Raw genomic sequence first — 12,860 nt, 5'->3', positions numbered from 1 at the left:
GAAAACGGATGAAAAAGATTGTTCTGACAGGCGCTGCCGGAAAACTTGGCGGGTTTCTGCGAAAATCCCTATCGGGCATGGCCGACACGCTGGTCTCAACCGATCTGGCCGATGACGTGGGCACGCTGTTTTCCGGTGAAACCTATGTAAAGGCCGATCTTGCCGATCTGGGAGAGATGAACAAGCTTCTTCAAGACGCTGATATGGTTGTGCATTTTGGCGCTATCGGGGATGAGGCGCCGTTTGACGACATTCTAAGCTCCAACATCGTGGGGGCCTATAATATCTGGGAGGCCGCCTATCGCAACAAGGTGCGCCGTGTCGTTTATGCCAGTTCGATCCACGCGGTGGGCATGTATCCGAAAACCGAATTTATCGGCACCGACGTGCCCCACCGCCCCGATACGTTCTACGGGCTGTCCAAATGTTTCGCCGAAGATCTGGGGCGGCTTTACTGGGAAAAACGCGGGGTAGAATCCGTGTGCATGCGCATTCTGTCCTGCAATCCCGGCGTGACCAATGCGCGCGCCGTGGGATCGTGGCTGTCTTACGAGGATCTGGCCCATCTGGTGGAACGCGCGATTGATACACCTGTCACCGGCTTTACGGTTGTTTACGGCGTGTCCGACAATGATCGCGCTCCGGTGGACAATACGCTGGCCAACTATCTGGGCTACCGTCCCCGCGACAATGGCGAGGCTTTCGCGAAAAAAGTCTTTGCCGCCGATCCGCCGATGGATCCGCAGAACCCCAGCGATATGTGTCAGGGTGGCCCGTTTGCCGTTGTGCCACTAGGCGAAAGCGGTGTGGCGATGATGAAGCTGAAAGAGTGAACAGGTACACACATGGCCGCGTTCTGACCCGTCAGACAATGGCGTCTTGAATAATCCGGACTATTTTCCAAGGATGAACCGATGTGCTGCGTCTAACTGTTTTTGCCTTCATGCGGAGAATGAATGATGACTGCCCTGAAAACGTTGTGCCTTTCCCTGATGCTGTCCTGCCCGGTTTTTGCCCACGCGGAAACTGTGACGGGTTCGGCCACATATTTGCAGCGTATGATGCTGCCACCGGGGGCCACGCTTGAGGTGACACTGGAAGATGTCACCCGCGCCGATGCGCCGGCTGACGTGATCGCGACCTACACAGCCGAAAATCTGGGTGCGCCGCCTTACGCATTCACACTGGAATACGATCCCGCAGAGATCCAAGATCGTATGTCTTACAATGTACGCGCGTCGATCCGCCACGACGGGCGCCTGATGATGACAACGATGGATGCCTATCCTGTGCTGACCCGCGGGGCCGGTTCCGAGGTCGAGGTGATCCTGAAAAAAGTATCCCAACCCCAAGAAGTCGATGCCGATCTGGTCAATACCTACTGGAAAATCCTGACAATCGGCGACATGCAGATGGAAGTGGCCGAAGGCCGGCGCGAACCGCATATGATCCTGCGTGGCGGCGATGCGGTCGGCTATAGTGCCACAGTCGGGTGCAACCAGATCAATGGCGGGTACGAACTGGACGGCGAAACTCTGCGCCTGAACCCCGGCATGTCGACAATGATGGCCTGCCTGCCGCCTCTGGACATTGCCGAAGCCGCGTTGAAAACCGCTCTGCCGCAGGTTGCGCGCTGGCAGGTTGACGGCCAGAATCTGACGCTAGAGGATGCCGCCGGCACAGCGTTGATGACGCTGGTTGCCGTCTATTTGCAGTGAAGCGGGAACCGGTAAGGGCCGGTGCGAAACGCCGGCCCGTTCCAAAACATCAGACGCCCAGTTTTTCTTTCAAAGGCTCCAGGAACCGCTCGTATTTGCGCCATTCCTCGTTGCTGCCCTTGTAGACTTTCTTGCGGACCTGAATGATGCTCGCGGTTTTGACCGCGCGCTTGTTCTTGTGAAAGTCGATGCAGCCCTGTTCAAACTCCAACCCGCAATTATCCAGCAGTTTACGGGTCTCGCCGTCCTGATCGCGGGTGAAGGCATCATAATTCACTGAAACAATCCGGCCCGGATATTTGCGGTGCCAGAATGCCATCATATCTTTGTACATCTTGTAGTATTCGGCGATGTCATCCAGATCAAAGGTAAAGGACAATCCAGACCCAAGAAAACGGTGTTTGAACATGGACCAGCAGGTTGCCATCGGATCCCGCTGCAAATCGATCACCACCGCCTCGGGCATGGATGCCAGAATGTAGCCGATAAACCGGAAATTCATCAGGTTCTTGTCGGTCATGTATTCGGAAGGCGCGGCCAGACCTTCGGCTTTCTTGAGATAGCTGTTGCGAATCCTTTGCAGCAACGCCTTGTCATAGCCCTGTTCCGGTGTCAGGGCGGCCTTGCGAAGTATCGCGTTGATCGTCGGGTTCAGAAAACCCAATTCTCCTCCGCCGTGGACTTTGGAATGGCTGGACAGAACCTGTTCGATCAGTGTGCTGCCGGTGCGCGGCATCCCCACGATAAAGATCGGCTTGACCGAGTGTTCGGATGCCTCTGCCGGGGTCAGCTCCAACGGTTTAGCGGCCTTGAACTGCAACCGGATCAATTCGAACCGCAGCCTGTCGGTGGCGATATCATAGTTGCGCATTTTCTTGACCAATGCGTTGCCTTCCGAAAGATACCGGAATGCGTTGTCGGTGTCGCCGATATCGGCAAACACCTTGCCAAGGGCAAAATTCATCGGAATCTTCTCGCCGTCGCTCTGGCTCTTCTTTTTCAGAACATCGACCATTTGCGGGATCAGCGGATCACCTTCCTTGAATTTGCGCGCTGTGCTGATGTCAAGATAGGTCGTGCCCAGTTCGGGATCGGCTTCGATGGCTTTGACAAAGCAACCTTCGGCCTCGGCCATCATCCCCCGCTGCATGTAAAGCAACCCAAGATTACGCCGTGCCAGCGCAAAGTCCGGATCAATCGTGAACGCGGCTTCGAAGGCGGCCATGGCGCTGTCGTAATCTTCCTGATCCGTGTAAACGAGGCCCTTGTTGCAGTGGGCCTGCAAGTATTCCGGATCGATCGCAAGCGCTTTGTTATAGGTCTCAAGCGCATCTTCGGGACGGCCGGCGGCCCGCAGTGCCAAGCCAAGATTGTTCAGGAAATCGCAGCTTTCCGGGGCAAGTTCGTGCAGACGTGAAAACAACCTGACCGCCTTGTTGGGCTGGGCCGAATTCAGCGCGTTATGCGCCATTTGCACCAATTCCTCGGCCGACTTTCCCTCAAACTCGTCTTCGGGATTCTTGACACGCAGCTGGCTTTTGTAAGATCCGCTGGTCGCGGCCATCAGATCATTGGTTTTTTCCATCGCCGGCATACCGCGCATCGCGCGTTTGGCGGCTTCGATCGGGTCTTCGATGTCAGACAACTGCCCCAGTGACGCGATTGTTTTTTGCGGCGATTGTGGCATCGCGAACAAGGACGGCTTGGGGGCCGTGCCAACGGGCCCGATCTTTTTCAAACCGGCCTGCGCCTTGGCATTGCCCGGAAAGCGCTGCAAAACCGACTGGTAAAGTGTGGCTGCCCGCTGCGGATCGCCCGCCTTCAGTGCGGTATTCGCCGCCTTTAACGTATCCGCGACGCTGGGTGTTTTATGTGCCATGTCTGCTCCTGCCGGTCTGTCTGCCGCTTGCGGACGCATATCTGATGTCAACTGCCCGCGCCCCGCCAAGTGCTGCGGGGGTTGTGCCCTGTTAAGTACGGGCTGTTTCAGGGGCGATCAAGATCATTCTGGCGCTTTCCGGCGCGCCAAAGGCCAGTATCGGCGGGCCAATGCCACGCCTGACAGGTCACGCTCAGTTCATTCCAAGCGCTTCCTTGTACATCTCAAGAACCGCTTCTTCCTCGGCAATGTCATTGGCGTCGCGCTTGCGCAGGGCGATCACCTTGCGCATGACCTTGGTGTCGTAACCACGGCCCTTGGCTTCGGCCATCACTTCTTTTTGCGCATCGGCCAGATCTTTTTTCTCGGCTTCCAGACGTTCGATCCGTTCGATGAACTGGCGCAGTTCGTCTGCGGTGACGCGATAGCTGGCATCGGTGACGGAATCGTTCATCTGGAATGTCCTTCGGCGTTGATGATCTGGGTCAGCCGTGACTATCGCGCGGCCCGCAAAGCTGCAAGACCGGTTTGAACACAAGGCGGGGTTGGCGCAAACTCTGCCGCTGGGGTCGCAAATGCACCTTGATCCGCGTGCCATTCAGGAGTACGCCAAACCTGCTTTGGTTCGGCGGAGTCATCCGTCGTTAAAGGGAACACCGGTGCGGGCGATTTGCCCAATGCCGGGACTGCCCCCGCAACTGTAAGCGGTGAGCGTCGCCAAGATATGCCACTGGCCCCACATGGGTCGGGAAGGTTTGGCCAAGCGTTGACCCGCAAGTCAGGAGACCTGCCAGAGTGATCACCCGGATATGGGCGCGGGGCGCGCCGATGTCGGCGGTCTGTCCGCAGTGGTGGCGTTTCACCGTTGGCGGACGGGCACATGCCTTTCCAAGAACAGCATTAAACCGGGCCGGAAAACGGCCTTGCAATCTGGAAAGAACAGACCATTGAAACACTTACTGGCAACTGCCTCGATCCTAGCCGTTATTGCCGCGCAACCCGCGCTGGCCGACGACGTCTTTGATCTGGGCGAAGTCACGGTTTTCGCGAACCAGTCCCCGACAGAGCTTGACCGCTCTGGTTCGAGCGTTGAAATCGTAACACAAGAGGAACTGGACAGCGCCCCGAAAACCCGTGTGGCCGATTATTTGAGCACCCTGCCCGGCATCACGTCCAGCGCGAATGGCGGACTGGGCAAAAGCACATCCTTGCGTATTCGCGGGCTAAGCGATCGCTATGTTTCGGTGCGTATCAACGGCATCGATGTCAGCGATCCATCCTCGGTTCAGACATCCTATAACTGGGGCGGACTGACGACAGCGGGCATTTCGCGCATCGAGGTGTTGAAAGGATCACAATCCGCGCTTTACGGATCCGAAGCGATTGCGGGCGCGATCAACATCACCACCCTGCGCGCCACCGAACCGGGCACAACCTATTCCGTCGGCGTCGAGGTCGGCAGCTTCAACACCGTGCGCGGCGACATTTCGATCGCCAGCAAGGCCGAACGCGGCGATATCGCGCTGACCATTTCGCGAGTCGAAAGTGATGGGTTTTCAGCAGCCGACGAAAATGACGGCAATACCGAAAAGGACGGCTATGAAGGGACCATCGCGCTGTTGTCCGGCGGCTATGAGGCCACGGACCAGTTGCGCCTGGGATTTGACATCATCTATCAGAATGAAGACACCAACATCGATGCGTTCGGCGGACCGGGAGGCGACGCGGATCGCCCGTTCTACACCGACCGGATCGGCGGGCGCGTCTATGCTGAATTTGACGGCGGCGCGATCGACCACGAACTGGCGCTCAGCTATTTCGAAACCGAACGGTCCGATCCGCTGACCCCGTTCGGCAGCCCGAGTTTTGTCGGCGACCGCACCGAACTGCTTTATACCGGCCGTGCCTTTATCGGCGGTACCGGACTGGTGTTCGGGGGCAGTTATTCCGAAGAAACTGCGGATTTCGGCACCGGCACCGCATCATACGAGATTTTTTCGCTGTTCGGAGAGGCGCAGTTTGAGCTGAGCGACACGCTGGATCTGGCCACGTCTTTCCGTGTCGATGATCATTCCGAATACGGCACCAAACCCACGGCGCGCGCCGCGCTGGCGTGGCGCCCTGCTGCGGGCACAGTTGTGCGTGCGTCCATGGGCACCGGGTTTCGCGCGCCATCGCTGAACGAATTGTTCGGCCCGTTCAATTTCGGCCCGACAAATCCCGATCTGGAACCCGAAGAAAGCCGCAGTGCCGAACTGGGTATTGAGCAAACGCTGAATGGTGGCGCGGTTCTGCGGGCGACAGCATTCTATACGGAAATCGACAATTTGATTTCCTATCCGGTGAACCAGTACGAACAAATCCCCGGCACATCGGTGTCAAAGGGCGTGGAACTGGCGGCCGATGTCCCGCTAAGCGCGGGCATAAACCTGTTTGCCAACTATACCTATACCGATGCGCGCGATCAGAACGATGCGCGGCTTAGCCGCGTTCCCTATCATGATTTCGTGCTGGGACTGAACGCGCAAATCGGCGAACGGATGAACGGCGTGATTACCCTGAACCGCGTCGTTGACCGTCTGGACGGGTTTCCCGCAGGTCCGGTGCCGGATTACACACTGGTCAATGCTGGCCTGTCCTATAGCCTGACGGATGCCGCCACCGCCTATGTGCGTATCGAAAACCTGTTGGACGAAGAATACCAGACCTCGTCCGGCTTTGGCACATCCGATCGCGCCTTTTATTTTGGTGTCCGTGCCACGTTTTAGGATCATATTGTTGCTGGCTGCGCTGGGGATCACCGGCGCAGCGGCACAGGCCGATGCCCCGCAGCGGGTGGTATCGGTCAACCTGTGCACGGATCAGCTTGCGCTGGATCTGGCGGCACCGGGGCAACTGGTTTCGGTTTCACGTCTGGCGCATGATCCCAAAAGTTCGGCACGTGTGGAAAAGGCGCTGGCCCTGCCCACCAACGGATCAGGCGCGGAAGAGGTGTTTCTGCTGAACCCTGATCTGGTTCTGGCCGGCACGTTCACCGACCCTGCCACCGTTTCCATGCTGCGTGATCTGGGCATACCCGTTGTTTTGTTCGCCCCCGCGCAATCCCTTTCGGACGTGCCCGACAGGATCGCCCAGATGGGCCGCGCACTGGGACGCGAAGCAGAGGCGGACAGGATGATTGCTGCCTTCAAGGCCGATCTTTCGGCCTTGCAAGACGCCCCTGCCGATCGCCCGCGCGCCGCGCTTTATTATGTGAACAGCTATACGTCGGGCGACAAATCGCTGGCGGGGGATATTCTGAATGTGGCCGGTTTTGAAAATGCGGCCACGCAGGCCGGTATTTCCACAATCGGAACGCTTCCGCTTGAACAATTGATCCTTCTGGCCCCCGATATCATCATTCAGGGCCGTGATTATCCCGGTCAGTCCCGATCCGAGGACAATTTCAACCATCCCGCGCTGCACGCCCTGACAGGCACCGTCATGGCCGGCGAATTGACCGACCGCGACTGGATTTGTGGCACGCCCCAGGTGCTGAATGCGATCCGCGCCATGCGCGATCTGCGCATCCGGATCGGGGGCACGCAATGAAACTGGCGATTGTTCTGATACTGGTCTGTGCGGTTTTGTTCGTGCTGTCGCTGGTCACCGGGTATTCTGTTGCCCCGCCGATGTCCGGCCTGCGGGCGCTGGTGGTTGATGATGGCACCCCGCTTAGTGTTGTGATGCGTGAAATCCGCCTGCCCCGCGCGTTGCTTGCGGTGATGGTAGGGGCGTCGCTGGGCCTTGCCGGGGCGGCGATGCAGGGTTACTTGCGCAACCCGCTGGCGGAACCCGGGCTGATCGGCGTGTCGGCTTCGGCCGGATTGGGGGCGGTTCTGGCGATCCAGTCGGGGGCGGCGCTGGCCTTTGCCCTGGCGCTGCCGCTGGCCGCGTTAAGCATGGCGATGCTGGCCGTGGGCCTGATCCTTGCGCTGGCTGGGCCGCGCGGGTCGTCCATCACGCTTATTCTGGCGGGCATTGCGATTTCGGCGCTGGCTTCGGCGCTGACATCGCTGGTGTTGAACCTGTCGCCCAACCCGTTTGCCGCCGCCGAAATCGTGTTCTGGATGCTGGGATCACTGGCAGACCGGTCGTTTGATCACGTCTGGCTGGCGCTGCCGTTCATGGCGGCGGGCTGGCTGTTGCTGATCAGTCTTGGTCGCGGTCTCGATGCGCTGACACTGGGCGAAGATGCCGCCGAAGCGATGGGCATCCGCCTGCCGCGCGTACGCCTTGCGCTTGTCGTGGGCACGGCGGCAAGTGTCGGGGCGGCCACCGCTGTGGCAGGGGCGATCGGCTTTGTCGGGCTGGTCGTACCGCACCTTTTGCGCCCATTTGTCGGCGCGCGCCCGTCGCGCCTGTTATGGGCCTCGGCGCTTGGCGGTGCGGCCATGGTTCTGGCCGCGGATATTGCCGTGCGTGTGGTGTTTCCCGAACGCGATCTGAAACTGGGTGTGCTGATGGCGCTGGTGGGTGCGCCGCTGTTCCTGCACCTGATCTACAAGACACGGGCGGAAACCGCATGAGCCTGCTGGAGTTGCAAAACCTGACAGTGCGGCGCGGGCAATGCCCTGTTGTCGATCTGGTCAGTTTTTCCGTGGATGCGGGTGAATGTATCGGGCTGATCGGGCCGAACGGCGCCGGCAAGACCACATTGATGCGCGCCGCCCTGGGCCTGTTGCCGCATGAGGGTACATCGACGCTGGCGCAGATGCCGGCGCGTGATCGCGCCCGCGCCGCGGCGTGGATGCCGCAAGCGCGCGAGATTGCATGGCCGGTTGATGTTGCCACCCTGATTGCGCTGGGGCGCATTCCGCACCTGCCCAAAGGCGCGCGCCTGTCACCCGACGACAAGGCGGCCATTGATGGTGCCGTCGCGCGCATGGGGCTGGCCCCGTTTTTGGACCGTACGGCCACGCAATTGTCGGGCGGCGAACAGGCGCGCGTTCTGATCGCGCGCGCGCTGGCGCAGGACACGCCGCTGTTGCTGGCCGACGAACCGATTGCTGGGCTGGACCCGGCCAGCCAGATTTCAACCATGCAAGTGTTTGCCGATCTGGCGCGCGATGGCCACGCCATCATTGCATCGATGCATGATCTGGGACTGGCGGCGCGTCATTGTACGCGCTTGATCCTGCTGGATCGCGGGCGGCTGGTGGCCGATGGTGCGCCGGGCGATGTGCTGACCCCCGACAATCTGCACCGCGTCTTCGGCATTGACGCCTATTACCGCGACACACCCGACGGACCGGTGTTTCAACCGCTCAAGGTGCTGACATGACCGGCTGGGGCGACATCGTGCTGGACCGGCCGTGGCTGACGCTGCCGCTGGGTGCGCCGCATCGTGTACTGAGCTGGGCGCTGAACCGGCCCGGATTTGTCGATGCGGACACGATCCTGTGGCGCGAGGTGCGCAATGCTGATCTGCCGCAGGATTTTGATGTGAAAACATGGCTGTGCGATGCGTTGCAAGACCGCGATATGGCGGATGCGGTGGCGTTTCTGACATCGCGCGATGTGCGCGCGTTCGAAAGCGCGACGGTACGGGTCGCGGATGTGGAAGCCCGCGCGGTTGCCACTGTCGGGCTGTCAAACGCCGAACATGTCGGGGCGCGCATGGATCGCTCAAACAGGGATTGGGGCACGATCAACGTGGCGGTACAGGTGTCTGCCGGGTTAAGCGACGCGGCCCTGATCGAGGCGTTAAGCATCGTGGCGCAGGCCCGCACCGCCGCCGTGATGGCACTGGGGCATGAATTGCCGACCGGCATCAGCACCGGCACCGGCACCGATTGTATCGCAATGGCCGCCCCTGCAGGTGATATCGCCTTTGCCGGATTGCACACCGATGTCGGCGAAGCGATCGGCGCAAGCGTTTACGCCGCAGTTCTGGCGGGAGGGCAGGACTGGATGCAGAACGTGCGCCGCGCGGGGGTGTTCTGATGGCTTATCCCCCCGAACGCATTGTCTGTCTGACCGAAGAAACCGTGGAAACCCTGTATCTGCTGGGCCAGCAGGACCGTATCGTGGGTGTCACCGGTTATGCGGTGCGCCCGCCGCAGGTGCGGCGCGAAAAGCCGCGCGTCGGGGCGTTTACTTCGGCGGATGTGCCGAAAATACTGGCGTTGCAACCCGATCTGGTGCTGACCTTCAGCGATTTGCAGGCCGACATTGCCGCAGACCTGATCCGCGCGGGGATCAATGTGCACGCGTTCAACCAACGCTCTGTCGCGGGAATACTGGACATGATCCGCGTGATCGGTGCGCTAACGGGATGTGGCGCACAGGCCGACCAACTGGCCGACGTCTATGCCGCGCGCCTGCAACATATGCGCGCAACATCGCGCCCGGCCCGCCCGCGCGTTTATTTCGAAGAGTGGGATGATCCGCCAATCTCCGGCATCGCCTGGGTGTCCGAACTGATCGAGATCGCAGGCGGAACAGATGTGTTTGCCCACTTGCGCGCCCATCAGGGGGCCAAAGCGCGCATTCTGGACCCGTCCGACATTATCGCCGCCGCGCCCGATGTGATCATTGCGTCCTGGTGCGGGAAAAAGGTGCGGCCACAAAAAATCCGCGCCCGCCCCGGTTGGGCGGCGATCCCCGCAGTTGCGCGGAACCGGATTTACGAAATCAAGTCGCCCCTGATATTACAGCCCGGACCAGCCGCGCTGACTGACGGGCTGGACGCAATCGAAAGCGCGCTGTGGGGCGCGCGCACGGGGGACGCATGATGCCACAGGCACTGATACAGTTTCTGGAACGCGGCGGCCCGACATTGTGGCTGATTGCCGGGCTTAGCGTGGTCATGCTGGCGCTGATCCTGTGGAAAGTCTGGCGGCTAGCCCGTATGGGCGCATGGAGCGGCGCCGCCACGAAACGGGCCGTGGCCCTGTGGGCCAAGGGCGACCGCGATGGCGCGCTGAACGCTTTGGCGGGGCGTGCATCACTGCGGGCCCGGCTGGCACTGGTCGCGATTTCCGCGCGCTGTGACCCCAAGCTGAGCGACAGCGCCGCCCGCGAGGAAACCGCCCGCCACGCCAAGGCTGATCTGGCCGAGGCGCGCAGCGGGTTGCGCGCGCTGGAACTGATTTCAACCATCGCGCCGCTCTTGGGGTTGCTAGGCACCGTTCTGGGCATGATCGCCGCGTTTCAGGCCCTGCAAGAGGCCGGCAGCCGTGCCGACCCCGCCGCTTTGGCCGGCGGAATATGGGAGGCCTTGCTGACCACAGCCGCAGGAATGGCCGTGGCCATCCCCGCGTCGATGGCGCTGGTCTGGTTCGAAAGCATCACCGCCCGTTTACAGGCCGATATGGAAGATACTGCAACGCAGATTTTCATTCGTGGAACACCGGACGCCTGATGTTCAGCTTTGCCCGCCCCCACGCGAAACGCACCCCCAGCCTGACGCCGATGATTGACGTGGTGTTTTTGCTGCTGGTGTTTTTCATGCTGGCCGCGCGGTTCGGTCAGGACATGGCCGTTCCCGTCGCCGCGGCAGGCACCGGCGCGCCGTATCAGGGGCCACCCCGTTTGATTGATGTGACGCCGTCACGTCTGGCCCTGAACGGACAACCGCAGGACGTGGACGCGGTGATCGCCGCCCTGCCCGCCCTGATGCAATCGGACAGCGATCCGATCCTGCTGCGCGCGCGCGACGGCGCGGATTTGCAGCGTATCGTAACCCTGATCGAGGCGCTGCAAAACGCCGGATTTAGCCAACTGGTTCTGGTGGAGTAGGCAGATGGATTTTGGACCCGCCCCGTCACGCCCGCCACGGGAAAACATCGTTCCGATGATCAACGTGGTGTTCCTATTGCTGATCTTCTTTTTGATGAGCGCCCAGATCGCCCCACCCGATCCGTTCGATATCATCCCCCCCGAAGCCGCCGGCGCAGACACACCGGTGCCCGGAGACACCTTGTTCGTCGCAGCGGACGGAACGGTTTCCTATGCCGGTGAAACCGGTGACGGCGCGTGGGCGGCCCTTGTCGGGCATGCGCCTGACACACCGCTGATGATCCGTGCGGATGCCGGATTGCAGGCACAGGTTCTGGCGGCGATGTTGCCACGGCTGGCGTCTTTGGGGCTGACAGATGTGTCGCTGATCACGGGGGCGCCATGATACGGTTTATCGAAGGCATCGTTTTCACGACACTTGCGGCGGGTGTGCATGTGGGTTTGTGGTACGCCGCACCGGGCGAACTGGGCAGCAGCGCCAGTGGCGATCAGGGCGCGCACCGTGCAAGCCTTGTTGCGGCAAGCGCCAGTCAGGCGGCCCTGGTCGAGGCATGGCAAACACCCCCCACCGTGGCGCAGACGATCCCGGTTGCACAGCCCGCACCGGATGCCGTTTCCGATCCTGCCGTGATGACAAAGCCGGCCCCGCCGCCTGCGGCAAAGCCCAGCGTTCAGGCGCTGATGCCCCCCGCCGCGATCCAGATGCCAAGCATCGATACCACACCGCCCCCGCCGCCTGTTCAACAGGCTGAACCGGTGCCGCAAACCGCGCCACCGCCCGCAACACGCCCCAAGGCGCGCCCGGCCCGGGCCGCAGCCCCGTCCCCAGCGAAACAAGCCGCTGGTCAGGGCCAGACGGCCGCCAAAGGATCCGCGGGGGCGGCGCAGACCCAATCGCAGACCAAGGCACAAAGCACCGCCTTGCGCGCCGAATGGGGCGCGCGCATCCATCGCAAGATCCAGCGCAACATGATCTTTCCGCGTGGCACCAGCGCAGGCGGCACCGCAAAGCTGGCATTGTCCGTCAGCCGCAGCGGCCAGTTGCGCGCCGTGCGCCTGATCCGGTCGTCGGGGGATGCAGATATTGATCAGGCGGCGATGCGCGCCGTCAAGCGTGCCGGCCGGTTTGACGCCGCGCCAAAGGGTCTGGGCGATGATGCCTATGATTTCAGCCTATCGCTCAGTTTCCTGCGATAGGGTTGCAGGACGCTTCGTTCTGGGCTAGCGCAGCGCCCAAGGAGATCGAACAATGGCGTTATTGGAAATTCTGGTCTGGACCGGCGCAGGCCTGTCTGTTCTGGGCCTGCTGGGTCTGGTCTGGTGCATCGTTCGCGTTGCAAAGGCCAAACGCGCCAATCTGTCCGACGATGAATTGCGCGCCGCGATACAATCGGTTGTGCCGATCAATATGGGCGCTCTGTTTCTGTCCGTAATCGGGTTGATGCTGGTTGTTGTGGGCGTATTCTTAAGCTGAAACGCCC

The 12,860-nt window shown here is 61.0% G+C and carries 15 protein-coding genes and 1 riboswitch; of the genes, 13 read left to right on the top strand and 2 right to left on the bottom strand.

Annotated elements, in window-relative coordinates; all coding sequences use genetic code 11:
• Positions 1-8 precede the first annotated feature (8 nt).
• Both C1J05_RS08145 and C1J05_RS08140 read left to right on the top strand, forming a co-directional pair.
• Positions 9-833 (top strand): NAD-dependent epimerase/dehydratase family protein, encoded by an 825-nt coding sequence (locus C1J05_RS08145; protein ID WP_114869817.1) that lies wholly within the window; start codon positions 9-11, stop codon positions 831-833.
• A gap of 123 nt (positions 834-956) precedes the next feature.
• Entirely contained in the window at positions 957-1,718 is a 762-nt protein-coding gene (locus C1J05_RS08140) for a YbaY family lipoprotein (RefSeq protein WP_114869816.1), read from the top strand.
• Positions 1,719-1,767: 49 nt separating this feature from the next.
• Here the strand turns inward: C1J05_RS08140 and C1J05_RS08135 are convergent, their stop codons facing one another.
• Both C1J05_RS08135 and C1J05_RS08130 read right to left on the bottom strand, forming a co-directional pair.
• Positions 1,768-3,597 (bottom strand): tetratricopeptide repeat-containing sulfotransferase family protein, encoded by a 1,830-nt coding sequence (locus C1J05_RS08135; protein WP_162797959.1) that lies wholly within the window; start codon positions 3,595-3,597, stop codon positions 1,768-1,770.
• A 193-nt stretch (positions 3,598-3,790) separates the two neighbouring features.
• Complete coding sequence (locus C1J05_RS08130) at positions 3,791-4,051, bottom strand: DUF2312 domain-containing protein (RefSeq protein ID WP_114869814.1); 261 nt, start codon at positions 4,049-4,051, stop codon at positions 3,791-3,793.
• Positions 4,052-4,201: 150 nt separating this feature from the next.
• Positions 4,202-4,406: riboswitch (cobalamin riboswitch) on the top strand.
• Positions 4,407-4,544: 138 nt separating this feature from the next.
• Here C1J05_RS08130 and C1J05_RS08125 point away from each other — a divergent pair.
• From C1J05_RS08125 to C1J05_RS08075, 11 genes are read left to right on the top strand one after another with little or no spacing between them, the layout of a single operon-like run.
• Positions 4,545-6,365, top strand: a complete 1,821-nt coding sequence (locus C1J05_RS08125; protein WP_162797958.1) for a TonB-dependent receptor plug domain-containing protein — start codon at positions 4,545-4,547, stop codon at positions 6,363-6,365.
• Positions 6,366-6,375: 10 nt separating this feature from the next.
• Entirely contained in the window at positions 6,376-7,188 is an 813-nt protein-coding gene (locus C1J05_RS08120) for an ABC transporter substrate-binding protein (RefSeq protein ID WP_254684743.1), read from the top strand.
• On the top strand, positions 7,185-8,165 hold the full coding sequence (locus C1J05_RS08115) for a FecCD family ABC transporter permease (RefSeq protein WP_114869812.1): 981 nt from the start codon (positions 7,185-7,187) through the stop codon (positions 8,163-8,165). The genes C1J05_RS08120 and C1J05_RS08115 overlap by 4 nt, the downstream gene beginning before the upstream one ends.
• Complete coding sequence (locus C1J05_RS08110) at positions 8,162-8,920, top strand: ABC transporter ATP-binding protein (RefSeq protein ID WP_114869811.1); 759 nt, start codon at positions 8,162-8,164, stop codon at positions 8,918-8,920. The genes C1J05_RS08115 and C1J05_RS08110 overlap by 4 nt, the downstream gene beginning before the upstream one ends.
• Positions 8,917-9,582 carry an adenosylcobinamide amidohydrolase gene (locus C1J05_RS08105; RefSeq protein WP_114869810.1) on the top strand — a complete coding sequence of 222 codons (666 nt, stop codon included), beginning with the start codon at positions 8,917-8,919 and terminating at the stop codon, positions 9,580-9,582. The genes C1J05_RS08110 and C1J05_RS08105 overlap by 4 nt, the downstream gene beginning before the upstream one ends.
• Positions 9,582-10,373: a cobalamin-binding protein gene (locus C1J05_RS08100; RefSeq protein ID WP_205389194.1), complete on the top strand. Its 792-nt coding sequence runs from the start codon at positions 9,582-9,584 to the stop codon at positions 10,371-10,373. Before C1J05_RS08105 ends, C1J05_RS08100 begins: the two co-directional genes overlap by 1 nt.
• A complete protein-coding gene (locus C1J05_RS08095) occupies positions 10,370-11,002 on the top strand; it encodes a MotA/TolQ/ExbB proton channel family protein (RefSeq protein WP_114869808.1) in 633 nt (210 codons plus the stop codon). The genes C1J05_RS08100 and C1J05_RS08095 overlap by 4 nt, the downstream gene beginning before the upstream one ends.
• Positions 11,002-11,379, top strand: coding sequence for an ExbD/TolR family protein (locus tag C1J05_RS08090; protein WP_114869807.1), 378 nt, complete (start codon positions 11,002-11,004; stop codon positions 11,377-11,379). Before C1J05_RS08095 ends, C1J05_RS08090 begins: the two co-directional genes overlap by 1 nt.
• Positions 11,380-11,383: 4 nt before the next feature.
• Positions 11,384-11,764 carry an ExbD/TolR family protein gene (locus C1J05_RS08085; RefSeq protein ID WP_114869806.1) on the top strand — a complete coding sequence of 127 codons (381 nt, stop codon included), beginning with the start codon at positions 11,384-11,386 and terminating at the stop codon, positions 11,762-11,764.
• Entirely contained in the window at positions 11,761-12,576 is an 816-nt protein-coding gene (locus tag C1J05_RS08080; RefSeq protein ID WP_114869805.1) for an energy transducer TonB, read from the top strand. The genes C1J05_RS08085 and C1J05_RS08080 overlap by 4 nt, the downstream gene beginning before the upstream one ends.
• Positions 12,577-12,628: 52 nt before the next feature.
• Positions 12,629-12,853 (top strand): hypothetical protein, encoded by a 225-nt coding sequence (locus C1J05_RS08075; RefSeq protein WP_114869804.1) that lies wholly within the window; start codon positions 12,629-12,631, stop codon positions 12,851-12,853.
• Positions 12,854-12,860 lie beyond the last annotated feature (7 nt).

It is taken from the genome of Sulfitobacter sp. JL08, assembly GCF_003352045.1.
Taxonomy (GTDB): domain Bacteria; phylum Pseudomonadota; class Alphaproteobacteria; order Rhodobacterales; family Rhodobacteraceae; genus JL08.
The sequence above is the reverse complement of the archived record's forward strand: the minus strand, read 5'-3'. Positions and strand labels throughout refer to the sequence as shown.

Coding starts and splice junctions, on each gene's coding strand:
- C1J05_RS08075 (WP_114869804.1), top strand. CDS start 12,629: ATGGCGTTATTGGAAATTCTGGTCTGGACCGGCGCAGGCCTGTCTGTT.
- C1J05_RS08080 (WP_114869805.1), top strand. CDS start 11,761: ATGATACGGTTTATCGAAGGCATCGTTTTCACGACACTTGCGGCGGGT.
- C1J05_RS08145 (WP_114869817.1), top strand. CDS start 9: ATGAAAAAGATTGTTCTGACAGGCGCTGCCGGAAAACTTGGCGGGTTT.
- C1J05_RS08090 (WP_114869807.1), top strand. CDS start 11,002: ATGTTCAGCTTTGCCCGCCCCCACGCGAAACGCACCCCCAGCCTGACG.
- C1J05_RS08105 (WP_114869810.1), top strand. CDS start 8,917: ATGACCGGCTGGGGCGACATCGTGCTGGACCGGCCGTGGCTGACGCTG.
- C1J05_RS08130 (WP_114869814.1), bottom strand. CDS start 4,051: ATGAACGATTCCGTCACCGATGCCAGCTATCGCGTCACCGCAGACGAA.
- C1J05_RS08140 (WP_114869816.1), top strand. CDS start 957: ATGATGACTGCCCTGAAAACGTTGTGCCTTTCCCTGATGCTGTCCTGC.
- C1J05_RS08115 (WP_114869812.1), top strand. CDS start 7,185: ATGAAACTGGCGATTGTTCTGATACTGGTCTGTGCGGTTTTGTTCGTG.
- C1J05_RS08085 (WP_114869806.1), top strand. CDS start 11,384: ATGGATTTTGGACCCGCCCCGTCACGCCCGCCACGGGAAAACATCGTT.
- C1J05_RS08135 (WP_162797959.1), bottom strand. CDS start 3,597: ATGGCACATAAAACACCCAGCGTCGCGGATACGTTAAAGGCGGCGAAT.
- C1J05_RS08100 (WP_205389194.1), top strand. CDS start 9,582: ATGGCTTATCCCCCCGAACGCATTGTCTGTCTGACCGAAGAAACCGTG.
- C1J05_RS08110 (WP_114869811.1), top strand. CDS start 8,162: ATGAGCCTGCTGGAGTTGCAAAACCTGACAGTGCGGCGCGGGCAATGC.
- C1J05_RS08095 (WP_114869808.1), top strand. CDS start 10,370: ATGATGCCACAGGCACTGATACAGTTTCTGGAACGCGGCGGCCCGACA.